The organism is Methylocaldum sp. (genome assembly GCF_039794385.1).
Taxonomy (GTDB): domain Bacteria; phylum Pseudomonadota; class Gammaproteobacteria; order Methylococcales; family Methylococcaceae; genus Methylocaldum.
In genome coordinates, this window is the sequence record NZ_JBDIVO010000083.1 from 1 (window position 1) to 15,502 (window position 15,502).

At 54.2% G+C, this 15,502-nt stretch carries 10 protein-coding genes and 1 tRNA gene; 6 read left to right on the forward strand and 5 right to left on the reverse strand.

Going from position 1 to position 15,502, the window contains the following annotated elements:
* Positions 1-2: 2 nt before the first annotated feature.
* The 3 genes from ABJK70_RS09545 to mscL form a co-directional block, all read right to left on the reverse strand.
* Positions 3-79: transfer RNA gene (locus tag ABJK70_RS09545), tRNA-Pro, on the reverse strand.
* 103 nt (positions 80-182) lie between these two features.
* Positions 183-1,145, reverse strand: coding sequence for a cation diffusion facilitator family transporter (locus tag ABJK70_RS09550; RefSeq protein ID WP_347257865.1), 963 nt, complete (start codon positions 1,143-1,145; stop codon positions 183-185).
* An 8-nt stretch (positions 1,146-1,153) separates the two neighbouring features.
* The gene (mscL, locus tag ABJK70_RS09555) at positions 1,154-1,600 is read right to left on the reverse strand and encodes a large-conductance mechanosensitive channel protein MscL (protein ID WP_077732220.1); all 447 of its coding nucleotides are present in this window, start codon (positions 1,598-1,600) and stop codon (positions 1,154-1,156) included.
* 214 nt (positions 1,601-1,814) lie between these two features.
* Here mscL and ABJK70_RS09560 point away from each other — a divergent pair, with 214 nt between their 5' ends.
* The gene (locus ABJK70_RS09560) at positions 1,815-2,636 is read left to right on the forward strand and encodes a hypothetical protein (RefSeq protein ID WP_077732219.1); all 822 of its coding nucleotides are present in this window, start codon (positions 1,815-1,817) and stop codon (positions 2,634-2,636) included.
* Between the two features lie 88 nt (positions 2,637-2,724).
* On the opposite strand, the gene ABJK70_RS09565 is transcribed toward ABJK70_RS09560, so the two are convergent.
* On the reverse strand, positions 2,725-5,121 hold the full coding sequence (locus ABJK70_RS09565; RefSeq protein WP_347257866.1) for a tetratricopeptide repeat protein: 2,397 nt from the start codon (positions 5,119-5,121) through the stop codon (positions 2,725-2,727).
* Positions 5,122-5,453: 332 nt separating this feature from the next.
* Here ABJK70_RS09565 and ABJK70_RS09570 point away from each other — a divergent pair, with 332 nt between their 5' ends.
* From ABJK70_RS09570 to ABJK70_RS09590, 5 genes are all read left to right on the forward strand, one after another.
* Entirely contained in the window at positions 5,454-6,041 is a 588-nt protein-coding gene (locus tag ABJK70_RS09570) for a polysaccharide biosynthesis/export family protein (RefSeq protein ID WP_347257867.1), read from the forward strand.
* 75 nt (positions 6,042-6,116) lie between these two features.
* On the forward strand, positions 6,117-7,436 hold the full coding sequence (locus tag ABJK70_RS09575) for a hypothetical protein (protein WP_139840960.1): 1,320 nt from the start codon (positions 6,117-6,119) through the stop codon (positions 7,434-7,436).
* A gap of 17 nt (positions 7,437-7,453) precedes the next feature.
* On the forward strand, positions 7,454-9,205 hold the full coding sequence (locus ABJK70_RS09580) for a GNVR domain-containing protein (protein ID WP_077732215.1): 1,752 nt from the start codon (positions 7,454-7,456) through the stop codon (positions 9,203-9,205).
* A gap of 109 nt (positions 9,206-9,314) precedes the next feature.
* The gene (locus tag ABJK70_RS09585) at positions 9,315-10,103 is read left to right on the forward strand and encodes a CpsD/CapB family tyrosine-protein kinase (protein ID WP_077732214.1); all 789 of its coding nucleotides are present in this window, start codon (positions 9,315-9,317) and stop codon (positions 10,101-10,103) included.
* 888 nt (positions 10,104-10,991) lie between these two features.
* On the forward strand, positions 10,992-14,429 hold the full coding sequence (locus ABJK70_RS09590; RefSeq protein WP_077732213.1) for a DUF748 domain-containing protein: 3,438 nt from the start codon (positions 10,992-10,994) through the stop codon (positions 14,427-14,429).
* A gap of 49 nt (positions 14,430-14,478) precedes the next feature.
* Here the strand turns inward: ABJK70_RS09590 and ABJK70_RS09595 are convergent, their stop codons facing one another.
* Complete coding sequence (locus tag ABJK70_RS09595) at positions 14,479-15,372, reverse strand: NAD(P)/FAD-dependent oxidoreductase (RefSeq protein WP_077732212.1); 894 nt, start codon at positions 15,370-15,372, stop codon at positions 14,479-14,481.
* Positions 15,373-15,502: the final 130 nt, after the last annotated feature.

Genomic DNA, 15,502 nt, shown 5'->3' on the forward strand with positions numbered 1-15,502 from the left:
ATTGGTCGGGGCGAGAGGATTTGAACCTCCGACCACCTGCACCCCATACAGGTGCGCTACCAGACTGCGCTACGCCCCGTGAAGGCGACAATAATACCGCGTTTATGAATTCTAAGCAAAATCCGAGAATCGCCGATCGCGTAGTTGGTTTCAAACCGGCGGTGCGGCTTTATTCAATCCGCTCACCTTGCGGCATGATGGTTATCGGCGTGTTGATGGCGGCCGTAATGATTGATGTCACAGTACAGGGAATCCGGATCGCATCCTTCGCACTCGAGCTGTAAGGTGCAATGACCGATGCCGTAATTGCTCCGGATCATCTCCTTGATTTCATGTTGTATTAACGCGGCCTGGCTGATCAGAACGTCGTCGATGACGATATGCGCCGATAGAAAGCGAAAACTTTTCGAGATGCTCCAAACATGGAGATCATGAACGCCCTTTACGCCTTCGACTTGAAGAAGATCGCGCACCATGGAGCTCATTTCGATATCGCGAGGCGTGCTTTCCAATAAAATGTCGACGGTCTCTCGCAAGATCACCCAAGCGTTCCAGAGGATGAGCAGACCGATCAGGACACTGGCCAAGGGATCGAGCCAATAAAAGCCGGTAAACCAGATTCCGATGCCGGCGAGGACCGCTCCGGCCGTCGAAAATACGTCTCCCAGCAAGTGAATAAAGGCGCTCCTGATGTTTAAATCGTGCTCGGCGCCGTGGCTGACCAACCATGCCGTTACGACATTGACGACGAACGCCGCAGCGCCGACGGCGATCAAGATGTCGGCGGCAACGGGCGGCGGAGACACGAAACGTTCGTAGGCCTCATAAAATATTCCAGCCGAAATCAGGGTCAGCGTCGTGGAATTAATGAGGGCGACAAGAATGCCGACACGATGATAACCAAAGGTTTTGCCGGCATGGGACGGCTGCTCGGCCAAATGAAGCGCATACCATGACAGCACCAATGCAAGAACATCCGTCAGGTTGTGTGCCGCATCGGTCAATAGCGCCAAGCTGTTCGCAATCAGCCCCGCCAGGACTTCAAAGATGACGAACGCGATGGTCAGAGCGGCCGAGAGTCCCAATCGGAATTTTGCACGCCCTCCGATCGTATCGACATGAACATGCGTGTGTCCGCCCGCCACGGCCTGACCTATAACTTAAGCTCGGATGTGCATTGAGGGCAGCGTGTCGCCTTCAGTGCGACTGCCGACAGGCAATAGGGACACTCTTTTGTAGCCGGAGCCGCAGACGGCGCTTCACGCCGCAATTTGTTGATGCTCCGGACCAGCAAGAAAATCGAGAAAGCCACGATCAAAAAACTGATTACCGAATTGAAGAAAACGCCGTAATTGATGGTAACGGCTCCAGCCCGCTTGGCCTCAGCCAGAGACGCGTACGGGCCGGTTGTTGCACCATCCTTGAGTACGACGAAAAGATTCGAAAAATCGACATTCCCTAACAACAAACCAATTGGCGGCATGATGACGTCGTCCACCAACGATTTTACGATGGCACCGAAAGCAGCCCCGATAACGATGCCCACCGCCATATCGACGGCATTGCCACGCATGGCGAATTCTTTGAATTCTTTTAACATCTGGTTATCTTCCTTATGGAACTGGTTACGTCTTGACGCAATCCTAAAATCACCCCGCCGATTGTCGCAAGTCGAATACGCATGTCACAATGCGTTCTACCGTTCCATTCTAACCTGAGTTAGACATCCATTATTTGCTTGCCGCATTTAGACGAGGACACGACAGCTTCGATTCGTCTATCGAGCGGTAAGCGAACACCTCCGGAATCTCCGTATGCAATATCGAAAATTTTTCAATCTGGCCCTAGTAGCCAATCTCGTTTGGCTCTCTCCTTCCAATGCGGACAGCACTATCGAATTCAACGTGGAAGAAGGACAAAAGAGGTCTGTTCAACCGGTTGTCGTCAAAGATGGCCAAATTATGGTCAAAGGCGCCGGCGGCGATCGCAATCTGGACATTTTTTATCAGCGGGCAAATGAACAGCTGGTCTTGATCGACCACAAGAAGCAGCAGTTCACGCCGATAACCGAAGAAAAGATCGATCGGATTGCTCGTCAAACCCAGGATCTTCAACCGGTTCTTCAAGGTTTGGGCGATCAACTCAAGAAACTGTCACCGAAGCAACGAGCTAAATGGGAGGACATGCTGGGAGGGATCTCCATAGATCAGCTCGGTTCCGCCGAAAATCCGGCGAATGACTCGCGCCTCGTAAAGACGGGACGGGCCAAGCAAGTGGCCGGCATCAGCTGCGAACAGCTGGACGTACTGAAGGGAGCGACCAAGCTGGCAGAAGTATGCCTCGCGAATCCATCATCGATGCAGTTATCCACGGATGATTACGCAACGATTCGCTCGCTGCTCGCTTTCACTCAGCGAATAGCCGCAAAAGCACAAGGCTTCGCGAGCCAGTTCGGAATATCGCTACCGCCGATCGAACTCAGCGATTTGGCCGGCGTTCCGGTCGAAATGGTGGACTTTTCCGGCAAGCATCCCACCGTTATGGCTCTGAACCGGATAACCGACTCGATATCCCCCGACGATCGTCCGCAGGTGCCTTCCGGTTATCAGCCGCAAGAGCTTACGCTTTGGCGGTAGCCCATTCGCATTCCGACCGAACGTTTCGGCTTTGACCACCGTGGTGGGAATCCGGGTTTGGAGCATTGACCCCGAACCCGGATACGCCTCAACCGCCGTCTGTGGCTAAGATCAATGCGCTTCGCGCATCTTCCAAACCGACGAACTCCTTGCCCGAGTTCACCGCTTTTTGAAGATGCTCCACAGCTGCCGCACGCTCGCCTTTCTTGAGGTAAATCATACCGAGGTGGTATTGGTAAATCGGCACGTCCGGAGATTTCTCGGCGGCTTTCAACTGTAAAGGCAAAGCCTTTTCGTACGCACCCTTTTGGTAATAGATCCAAGCCAGCGTGTCCCAAAACACCGGCTCCTCGGTCTTATCGAACTCCTTCGCAAGCTCGAAAGCCCGATCGAGCTTGTCTTTCCGAGAATGGTCAAGGCTCAGCAAACTGGCAAGATTGTTCCGGGCGAGCATGTTGCCGGGGTTTAGCTTGAGAATGGTTTCGTACTGTTTGATCGCGTTTTCATAGTCCCCGGAAATTTCATAGACCCGCGCCAAGTTCATGAGGACGGTGGGTTCCCCAGGCAGTGCTTCGAGTGCCCGATGATAGGTTTTGAGCGCCAGGTCCCGTCTGCCCGTTTGTTCGTAATAAGCGCCGAGATTTGCATAAGGGAGCAACCAACGGGGGTTGGACTGAATGGCCATGTTCAGAAACTTGACGGCTTCCATTTCTTGCTTTTCGCCCAGGTAATACAATCCCAGCAATTGGTGGGCACCCGCATGTTTCGGATTGTTGCTGAGAACATTGGTGATTCGTTCCACGCCCTTTTCGGCCTGCCTTTTTTCGACATAACTTCCGAAAATCGCTTTCAGAATCTCATAATCGTTTTTGGATTTTCCAAGCGATTCCTCATATTCGGCCAACGCCAAGTCATATTTTTTCTGGCTCTGATAAAGCTTGCCCAAAAGGAAGCCTCCGGTTGGATTTTCCGGAAACTCCGCTTTGATCCGCTTCAAAACCGTCTCCTGCTCCGCAGTCCTCCCGGCTGCCGCCAAAATTTCCGACTTGAGCACCAGCGCATCCAGACTAGCCGAGTTCCGTTTTTGGAACTCGTCGATCTTTTCCAGCGCTAACGAGTAATTCTTTTGCCCCGCCAAAAAGTCGATCAGATTCTTGTATGCCTCGAATTTATCGGGATTCGCCGCCACGGCTTTCTCGAGACTTTCTTGCGCGAGCACCGGCTTACCGTCGAGCGTATGCGCAGCGGCCAACAGCTTGAGTATTTCCCACGAATCGGGCTGATCTTTGAGCAACGAACGAAAGGCCGCGACCGCCTTTTGGCCATCCTTGCGGAATAAGGCAATGCGCCCCCGTAGCAAGAGCCCTTGGCGGTCCCCCGGATTCGCCTCCAGAACTTCATTGATCCATGTAGCGGCCTTGTCGACTTGTCCTTCGGCCAAAGCGAGCAAGGCCAAACGGTTTTTCGCTTTCAAGGCATCCGGAGCATATTTTTTCAAGGCAATGATCTCTCGATAGAGCCGCTCTGCTCTATCGGTTTCCCTGCGTTGCTCGTGAAGCCTCGCCAAGGCGAAGCGCAGGTCCGGTTTTTCTGGATAAGCCTCGATCGCTTCGGCAAGCTCGGTGACCGCCTCGTCGGATTTGCCGGATTTTGCCAAGAATTCCGCAAGCAAGATGTAACGCTGACTGTCGTCGCGGCTGGCCTGAATGGCTTCGCGATAGACCCGCTCCGCGTCGCTCCAGCGTTTTTGTCGAATGTAGAATTCGGACAATAGTTTCCGGTGCTCCAGGTTGGCGGGATCGCCGGATATCATCTCTTTATAGATATTTTCAGCCTTTTCGAGCTTTTTCATCTGAGCGGCGAGCTTGGCCAGCCCCGATTGCAGCGAGGTATCGCCCGGATTGGCGCTTACTCCCTGCTCTAAGACTCTCTCGGCTTCATCGAGGTTGTTCCGTTGACTGTGAAGCATCGCCAAAACGAAAAACGCCTCGGCGCGGGACGGCTGCTCCGCCGTGATGCGGCTGAGTTCGTCGATAGCAGCGGCTTGATCGCCTTTGAGAGTCGATAAACCCGCTTTCACCATTCTTGCATCGATATCCTCGGGCTTAACACTCAAAACGGCACTCAACAGAGCGTCGGCTTTATCGAGCTGCTTGCCCAGCATATAAAGTTTCGCCAGCCTGACTTTGACGTCCAGGTCGTTCGGATCGAGCTCGCCGGCCTTTTGATAGAGGGCAAAGGAATCTCGCCAATTCTTCTGCGCTTCTTCTATTTGCCCCAAATAGAAGTAGGGCTTGGAGACCTTGGGATCGATCTGCAAGACGTTTTTGAACTCGATCTTGGCCTTATCGAAGTTCCGCTCTTCGAGGTATTTTTTGCCTCGCTCCAGATGCTCCGCCTTGCGCTCTTCGGCGCCGCCGCACCCGGTCAGAACGTTGATTACACTCAGTGAGAGACCTAAGAAAGCTAATGTCCTGATCAGCATGGATATCGTCCCTAATGTATTTGCGGTTGAAATCAGCTCGATTTCTCGATCTCGAGCACGATACAGCGGACTTCCGGAAATTCGCCAGGTTTCCCCTGGGGCGTGCGGGCGCATCGCCGCTCCGAGAGTCCTGATGACAACAGCTTTGTAACGCGAAGGAGACCGCAGCCATCTCCTTGGCTCCATCTCCTTCCGCAATCTGGATTGTTACGGGCGTGAAAAATGTAATAAGCTGTAGTATTCTCCGACTATACCGTTACATACGGTCATGGTCCATGGGATACGGACCGATTCATCCGTCCGGTCTCTCGTAACATCGTGTAGATGCGCATATGAAAAATGGATTTTTGGCTTTTGCGCTTATCCTTCACTTCGCCTTCTCGGTATCCGCTGCTCAGGCTCCCGCCTCCTTATCGGTCGACTCATCGGCGTCCGTGCCTCCCGATTATATCGTCGGCGCCGGGGATGTTCTGGAGATCTCCGTCTGGAAAGAAGACGGGCTAACGAAGCAGACCTTGGTACGTCCCGATGGCGGAATTACCTTCCCTTTAATCGGTGAGTTGGCAGCGGGAGGTCTGACCGTCCGTCAGATCAAATCCGAAATCGCCAAAAGACTCTCCGATTTCTTTGCCGAGCCGGAAGTCAGTGTCGCTGTCATCAATTTGAACCACAAGATTTATGTGGTTGGCAGAGTCAACAAGCCTGGTGAATTCATTACCCCGAATCAGGTTTCGGTCATGCAGGCGTTGTCGATGGCTGGCGGCCTGACGCCTTTTGCCGACGATGACGATATCAAGATCATACGCCGGATAGGCGAAAAGGAGGTGGCGTTACCCTTCGACTACGATGAAGTCGCCAATGGAAACGCGTTGGAGCAAGACATCCTGCTGCAAAGAGGAGACGTTGTAGTGGTTCCGTGATGTCGCACGAGTTATCCCTGTATCGATCGACGAAATTCCTGACGCTGCCGACTCGTTTGATTGGCTCTGACAGCCATGCATAACGCAAAACCGGTCAACGCCATAAGCAATAAAGGACGAGGAAACCCTCCACTCTACATCACGTGGATCATCGGATTACTTATCGCAACGGACGTCAATGCAGTGGAATATACCTTCCAAGCGGATGCCAACGTGGAAGAGGAGTACAACACCAATATCTTTCTCACACCCGGCCCACATACCGATGTCTGGGGCACGAAACTCGGCCTGAACACACAATTCTCAGCCGCTGAAGAAATATGGAAGCTCGACGGAAGTATCCGTCTCGACAATTATTTTTACGATCAAAAGGGCTTGAATACCCTGAATCAATTCGTTTCCTTGACCGGCAGTTATTTCGTCACCGAGCGTAGCCAATTCGCTCTTCGAGGCGATTACATCAGGGATTCGAGCCGAACTTCGTTCATTGAAACCAACGATCTGGTATTCGAGCAAGTCAGGAGAAACAGGCAAACGATTAACCCGTCGTGGACATATTATTTGAGCGAAGACACCCGGCTTGGTCTGAACTATCAATATGACAACACCGAATATCGGAACAAAGACAATACCGCCTTTCCTCATTATCAAATCCATTTCGGCTCGGTCGGTGTGGTTCATGAATACAGCGAATACTTAAAGATGAATGGTTCGTTCTCCTACACGAGCTATTCGGCACCGGAAAGCACGACTTTCATCCCAGGAACCTTGGATTTCCAAATATTCCGTGTTCCCGGAACATATGAAAATCGCACTGAAGAAATCATGATCGATTACGCCACGGCCATCGTCGGATTCTCCTATTCCATCGACGAAACATTCGACGTCAGCCTTGCCGCCGGCGGCCAATACAACAAGACCGAAGCCGGCTCCCGAACGATTTTCAGAACTGCGTTCGGTGATCCGATACTCGATGATGGTGAGCACATCAGCAGCAGCTCTTTGACTTATCTGATAGACGCGCGCGCAACCAAGCGCTTCGAAGTGGACGAACTGAACCTCGACTATGCGCACACGGTCAGCCCGAACATTTACGGGAACTTGATCGAGGCTGATACGGTCACGCTAACTGGAAAGCACAAATTTACGCCGACACTGACCGGATCGGCTCAATTTTCTTACACGGACCGCAAGACAGCCGATCAGCGCAACGTAGAGCTCAATCGCCAACTTTTTCGTGCCAGGAGCGAGCTGATCTGGAATTGGAGCGAAAATTGGTCAGTGATCGCGTCGTATCAGTACAGTCGACAGGAGATCGATGTCATCTCGAATATTCCCGAATCACACGCCGCTTATCTGACCATCCGCTATCGATGGGATAAGCTACAGTACTGACCGATAGCGAGGGAATCATGGAAGAAAAAGGACTTCACGACTACATGGCCGGGTTCAAGCGCAGCAAATCCCAATTTGCGGCAATTCTGACCGGCATCTTGTTTCTGACCCTCTTGCTCGCCGTCCTGCTTCCGCCGACTTACCGCTCCACCGCAACGATTCTGATCGAAGAACAGGAAATACCGCCCGAGTTGGTACGCTCGACCATCACGACCTATGCCACGCAGCGGCTGCAAATGATCAGCCAGCGGGTCATGACGCGCAGCAACCTGAACAAAATTATCGAGAAGTTCGACCTATACGCCGACGCGCGGCACCGGCTAACGGAAGAGGAAATCATCAAGCGAATGCGTGACGATATAGCACTGGACACGATCAGTGCCGACATTATCGACCCTCGTACCGGCAGGCCGTCTACCGCAACGATTGCCTTCACGCTGGCTTACGATAGCCGCAATCCGGATCTCGCCCAGCGCGTTGCCAACGAAATCACTTCGCTTTACCTGGAGGAAAACCTCAAGACTCGCACTCAAAGGACCGCTGAAACCTCGGATTTCCTCAAGGAAGAAACCAGGCAGATGGGGGATTATGTTTCGGTCTTGGAGAAAAAACTGGCCGACTTCAAGGAGCAGAACCTGAACAGCCTGCCCGAACAGAAACAAATCAATATCGAGCTCATGGATAGAACCGAGCGCGAATTAATGCAGATTGACAATGAAATTCTTTCCCTCGAAGATCGGAAATTCTATCTGGATGGCCAATTGGCCCAAATAAAACCCGATGTTCCGGTCATCTCTTCAACCGGAGAGCGCATTCTGAGCCCTCAGGACCGGTTGAAGAGTCTCAAGACGGAGTATTTGGCCATGGTAAGCCGCTATTCTGACAAACACCCCGACGTCGTCAAAGCTCGCTTGGAAATCGCTTCGCTCAAAATGGATGCAGGCGACTCGGACAGCGGGTTGGAAATGGCCAAGCATCTCGCCCAGCTGGACGGTCAGTTAGCGTCGCTCCGGGAAAAATATTCCGAAAATCACCCGGACATCGTCAATTTAAGAAAACAGATTTCCGCATTGGAGGCGGAACTGAGAAAGGCGCAAACGACCCGCGCAGTCCGGGACATTGCAGCCAGCCAGCCCGAAAATCCTGCCTACATTACGCTGCAAGCCCAGCGTGACGGCACTCTTCAGGATTTGCGGGTTCTGAGACAGCGGCGCGAGGAAGTCAAGGCAAAACTCGGCGCATACGAAAGCCGATTGCTGCAAAGCCCCAAAGTGGAACGGCAATACCTGGAGCTGGTCAGGGATTATGAAAATGCCACCGCCCGTTACCGCGAGCTGAGGGCCAAAGCGATGGAAGCCGAAGTGGCCGAGCAGCTCGAGAAAAAAAGCAAGGGTGAGCGGTTTTCCATTATCGAGCCTCCGCTGTTGCCCGAGAAACCGATCAAACCGAACCGGCCTGCGATTGCTTTTCTTGGCGTGATGCTGGCGATCGCGGGAGGATTCGGTTACGTGCTGCTGATTGAAAACATGGACAAGTCCATACGAGGAGCGAAATTGATAACGGGGCTGGCCGGCGGACCGCCGCTTGCCGTCATCCCCTACTTCGAAACCGATGAGGATATCTCACAGCAGCAGAAAATGAGGAGCGTCGGCATGTTGGCGGGCCTCGGTTTTATCCTGCTGATTTTAGCTCTGGTCCATTGGCTCTGGATACCGCTGGACGTCCTGTGGTTCAGGGGTTTACGCAAGATGGATTCGCTTTTAAGCTGAGCTTCTGAGATTCGGTTGCGCTGCAACCATCACCCGAATCGGCCGCTTTCGACACTGACGACGGATCGGCCGGTTCCCGAAACCAACCTAACCAGGGAAGGATATAACTATGGAAAGCATCGGTAGAGCATTCGGACAACAGCAGCACCAGGATTCCGCAGTGGCCAGCCCACAAATCCCCAAGGCGGATCTGGTTTCATTGGAAAACATCCAGTACACGCAAACCAGAACCGTAACGCTCTCGAGGGAGTTGCTGCGCCGCCAACGCGTTATCGCCGGCTATAGCCCCTGTGCCTTCGTGGACGCGTACAAAATCCTCCGTACCCGGGTCCTACATAAAATGCGCGAACAGGGCTGGAACACCCTGGCGATAACCAGCCCCGGGCCGGGCTGCGGAAAAAGTCTCACCGCCATCAACCTCGCGCTCAGCATCGCCCTCGAGGCTCACCAAACCGCACTGCTGGCCGATGCCAACCTCAGAGATCCCACCATTCATCGTTATCTGGGTATCGACCCGGTCGCGGGCTTAAGCGATCACTTGATGGACAACGTTCCCATATCGAAAATCCTGATCAATCCGAAAGGCATAGGCCGTTTTGTCATTCTGCCGGGGAAACGGCCGATATTTAATTCTTCGGAACTCGTTGCCTCGCCGAAAATGGCACAGCTGGTGAAAGAACTGAAGCAGCGCTATTCGTCGCGATTTGTCATATTCGACCTTCCCCACTTAGGAACGGCGGACGCGTTGTCTTTTACGCCTTATGTCGATGCCGTGGTATTAGTCGTTGAGGAAGGGAAAACGACGCAGGACGAACTCTCCCAAGCCATAGCGGCTCTTCAAGACACCGCGCTGGTCGGTCTGGTCTTGAATAAAGCGGAAAACGGCTCGGTGGAATAGTCGCCGAGACCAAAGCTTACGCCGGACTTTATATCCTTTGCCTTGGCTGGCGAGGGAGAGGAGTTTTTTGCCTAATGCTATTCAAGCAGTTTCTTGACGCTTACGGGTGCCAAAGTCGAATAGCTTCACGGGCCAATATCAACTTGACTTTTCCGGTTCCATTCTCCGGATCGTTAAACCGTTTCCGTCTCGGACGAGTTCGAAATGACTATTCGAATCGGCGGATCTGTGCACATTATTTCCGACCAGTGCGCAGCGATCTTTAAACTCGTCGAGCGATTTTCTCGCGAATATCTCGGATTCATAAGGCCCCATTACGCCTTCCCGCGTCAGAAAGAACCATTCGGTTCTCCCGGTTGTACTATTACGTTCCCAGAAGACACGATCAGCTTTATACATGGCTTTATTTTTCTACTGTCTAGCGTTACCAACAGGTCCAACCACGCGGCAACACCTAATTAGTTAGCAACTGATTCCAGCAGATGCTCGAGACATGGGCTGAAAAAATATAACATAAGCTCTTAACGCTCGTCTTATTATAAAAACGTCCGCATAGACGTGTCGCGGCAGTATTCTGCCAACTCCGAAAGGGCTGGATAGGTGTCTTTCAATTCATATTCCCGCAAGTTATTTACTTCGCCGGAAGGTCAATCGTAGCTCTTTTTCCTGGCGGCTGCGAGGAGCAAGAATACGCTCCGAATTTCCCGCTGACGCCGGAAGAAGCTTCTCGCTTATCCTGGTCCAATATAACAATACCTTTTCGGAGGCAGGTGTTATCAAATCGAGACAAAGAGCTTGTCGGCGGCGGAAAATTAACGGCTTACATCCTTGATACTACACTTTAGCCGTCACGCTCCGCCAAACCTGAGCTAGGGAGTTTTAATCCGCATGAATCGGCTGGTCCGAATTGCTAGAAACCCGTGGATACTAACCGTCACGGCAGCGCTCATGCTTTATGCGCTTGCCGGGTTTTCACTCGTCCCCTATCTCGTGCAGCGTTATGTTCCCAAAATCGCCGCCGAGCAGCTTAAGCGCGATGCTTCCGTCGGCAAAGTCGCCTTCAATCCGTTCACATTCACTTTCGAAGCCCAGGATTTCAACCTGAATGACTCGAATGGCCAATCCGTCTTTCGATTTGCCCGATTGTTCGTCAACTTCGAATTGGAAAGCATATTTCGGCGTGCGTGGACGCTTGCCGATTTCCGCCTTGAAGCCCCTTCACTGAGGGCGATAGTCGAACAAGACGGAAAACTCAATCTGGCCAAAATCGCCGAAGCCGCGCCAAAGTCCGAAGAACCCGAAAAGCCCGACGAGCCCCTGCCCCGCCTTCTGGTCAAGCATCTCGCATTGACGAGCGGTTCGGTGGAATACGCCGATTACTCGAAGGACGCCGACATAACGGAAACGGTGAGTCCGATCGATTTGGAGCTCAATACGCTCACGACCCTGCCGGAGAAAACCGGCACTTATGAACTCGCTTTCAAGCTTCCGGACGGCGGAACTCTCGAATGGCGGGGAAATCTTTCGCTGGAACCGATTCTTTCCGACGGCGACGTACGGCTCGACGCTTTCAACTTGGCGCTCCCCTGGAAATTCCTCCGGGACCGCCTCAATCTGGCCGAACCGTCCGGCCGGGCTGCGTTGTCGGCGCATTATCGGTATAGCCAGAGCCCCGAAAAGACCGATCTGTCGGTGACCAATCTGGGGCTGACGCTGTCAGGGCTCCGCTTCGCCATGCCCGATACGGCCGATCCGATCCTCGCTTTGGAGAAGATCGAAGCCGGTAATGCCAGTTTCGACCTGGCCAGCCGATCGCTTAACGTACCCTCCTTCATCATCCAGAACGGCCAGGTCAACGCATCGGTCGACGCAACCGGGTCGTTGAACTGGCAGAATCTGGTGAAAGAGGACGCGAACGGTACCGCTTCGAATCCGGCCGATCCGCCGCCCGACGCCGAGCCCGCCCCCCCCTGGAAGCTGGCGGTCGAAAATTTCAAGATCGCCGATGTCGGTCTCGCTTATGCCGATGCCAGCCGCCGGTCGCCTTATGTCGTTTCGGTCGACCGGTTCGGTCTCGATCTCAAGGCCACGGCCGAAGTCGGCGCGGGTACGCCCAAAGCAAATCTCGACGGGCTGACGGCCGTTCTGAACGGAATCGCCCTTACCGAACCTGATTCTTCCGATCCCTTGGCCGCTTGGGATCAGTTCGAACTGGCGGAAGGGCAAGTGGGCCTCGAAAAGCGCGAGGCAACCATTGGACGGGCCGCACTTAGAGGCGGCAAGGCTCAAGTCGTCCGCGACAAGACCGGTACCATTCATTTGGCCGAACTCTTCGCGCCTAAGTCGGGCGATACCGGCGCGGAAACGCCTGCTGCCGAAGCCCCTGCCGAATCCAAGGGACAGCCGTGGCACTTCGCGCTCAACACATTCACACTGGAGGGATTCGATCTCGGCGTCGTCGACCATAGCTTCTCTTCCGAAGTCGCCTACGATTTCGAGGACATCAATATCGGCCTCAAGAGCATCACCAACGATGGCGAGACACCGGTCGAGTTCGATACCAACCTCAAGGTCAAACAAGGTGGCGCGCTGAAGGCGACCGGCACCGCATCTCCCACGGGCGATCGGGCGGAAGCCAAGATTCAGGTCGACCGGGTAAACCTGAAGGCGCTGCACCCCGTGGTCGCCAAATTCGCTAAGCTCAAGCTCGAAAGCGGCGACTTGTCCACCGCCGTGGACGTGGATTTCACCCGGACTCCGAAAGGCCCGTCGGTCAAGAGCAAAGGCGTCCTCAGCGTCTTCGACCTTCTGTTGATCGAGACCGAAAGCCGAAAGCCTTTTCTGTCATGGAAGAAGCTTTCGGCAAACGAGATCGATTTTTCGCTCGAACCGAACCGTCTTTCGATCCAGGAAGTGCGAGTCGATCAGCCGGGATCGAAGATCACGATATTCGAGGACCGCTCGACGAATCTTGCCGCCATATTCAAGGAACAAAGTCCGAAGACTCCTGCGAAGAAAGCGCCCTCGCCCAAGACAACATCGAAGCAAGATTCGAAAAAACCGTTTCCGGTCACGGTGGAGCGCGTCCGCGTCAACGACGGTGTCGTCGACTTCAGCGATCTGAGCCTGGTCATTCCCTTTTCCACGCTCGTCCACGACTTCGACGGGACGATCACCGATATTTCGACGGCGGCTTCCGGCCGGACGCATCTGGCATTCACCGGGCGCGTCGATCAATTTGGATCGGTCAAGGTCGACGGTGCGCTGAATCCCATGCAGCAAAAAAAGTTCAGCGATATTACGGTGGTCTTCCGTAACGTCTCGATGACCTCTCTCTCGCCTTACAGCGCGACATTCGCCGGACGCAAAATACAATCCGGCAAGCTCGACCTCGATCTCGAGTACAAGATCGAAGACAGCATGCTGAAAAGCGAGAACAAGATCGTTTTGGACAATTTCACCTTGGGTGAACGCATCGAAAGCCCCAATGCCGTTTCCTTGCCGCTGGATCTCGCGGTAGCGGTACTTACCGACAGCCAAGGCCAAATCAACGTCTCGGTCCCCGTGGAAGGCGATGTGGACAGTCCCAAATTCCGCTACGGGAAAGTGGTTTGGGAGGCCTTCGTCACCGTACTGCAAAAAGCCGCAACCGCACCCTTTCGGATGATCGGTTCGGTGTTCGCGGGCGGCGAGGAACACCCCGACACGGTGCTGTTCGAGCCCGGCAGCGATGCCTTGCCGCCTCCGGAGCGGGAAAGGCTCAAAAAGGTCGCCGAAGCAATGGAAAAACGCCCCATGCTCAAGTTGACCATACACGGCCGGTTCGACCCCAAACGGGACGGCGAGGCGCTAAGATCGCTACACGTGCGGCAGGCCGTCGCGGAGAAACTGGATCTGGGTCTTAAACCTGGAGAAGATCCGGGACCTCTGGCGTTCACCAATGCCAAGACCCAGCGCGCTCTGGAAGACCTCACGATCGAGCGAGGAGGCCCCAAGGCGCTGGAAGAGCTTCAGGCCGCTTACGAAAAGAAGACCGGAAGGAAACCTCAGCGAGTCGGCAGAATATTGGCTCTTTTAGGCCGGGGTAGCGAGGACCAGGATTTCTATGAACGCCTGTTCGAGAATTTGGTGAATACCGCCGCCCCAATATCGACGTCCGAGCTCGAAGCTCTGGGAGATCGCCGGGCGAAAGCGATCCAGCAAGAGCTGATCGGCCTCCCCGGAGTCGATCGCACTCGTATCGGCATCGGAAAAGCCGAATCCACGTCGGACAACATCGACGGAAAAGTTCCGGCGCGGCTCGAACTGGGCGCGGTGGGCGGCTAAACGAAAATCGGGTGGAGGCGAGACAAATGAAGATGGCCGACGCCGCGCCTCAGAGACTGTTATGAATCGTCGTAGACGCGATAGCCGCATGGCCCGTGGCGACGCTGATCTGGTTGAGGGCGCTGACCACGTCGCCTGCCGCATATAAGCCCGGCACCGAAGTGCGGAGATGATCGTCGACGATGAGATGGCCTTCCGGGTCGCACTCCGCGCCGACCTGAACGGCCAGATCCGACCGAATCGCCGCGCCCAATGCGGAATACAAGGTATCGAAATTATAGGTCCGGCCACTCTCCATTCGTATCGCTCCGATTTTCCCCTGCTCGAAGCACACCTCCTCGATAGGTTCTTCGATTACCCGGATTCGAGCATTTCGCAGAACTTCCCGATCTTCGTCGGTGAGCGCCATATCCTTTCCAAGCGTCAGCAGGGTCAGATCACCGGTGTAGCACTTCAGAAACAGCGCCTCCTTGAGCCCCCCTTTTCCGAACCCGATCACCGCAACTTTTTTGTCGATAACCTCGTAGCCGTCGCAGATCGGACAATGCCTTATGTATCCGCTGCGAATCGCGTCCTTCAGATTCGGCAGAACCGGCTCGATATCGACCACGCCGGTCGCGAGCAATACCGTCCGCGTCGTGAACCGGTCGTCGCCACAGCTTGCCGCAAACCCGCCTTCGATCTTTTCGATCCGAGTGATCAGACCGGAATCGATGCTCGCGCCGTATCGTACGGCTTGGGCACGAAACCGCATCAGCAGGTCGTTCCCTGAAATTCCGTCCGGGAAGCCCGGATAATTGTGCGAGATCGGAATCAGCGATGCCCGGCTGAAACCGGCATCAACGGTCTTGATCCTGCGGCGGAAGCGCGCGAGATAAATCGACGCCGTGAGGCCCGCGGGCCCCGCTCCTACGATCAGACAATCGAGTGCCGCATCGTCCATATCCGCCTCACGTGTGGTATATCCGCCGGTAGTCCGCGCCTCCGAGAGTGAGACTACCAACCGAACTCGGCCGTTCCTTGAGGGCGATTAGAGCGTTTTCATCTCGCTCGTACGGCAAAACAGGCCTGGC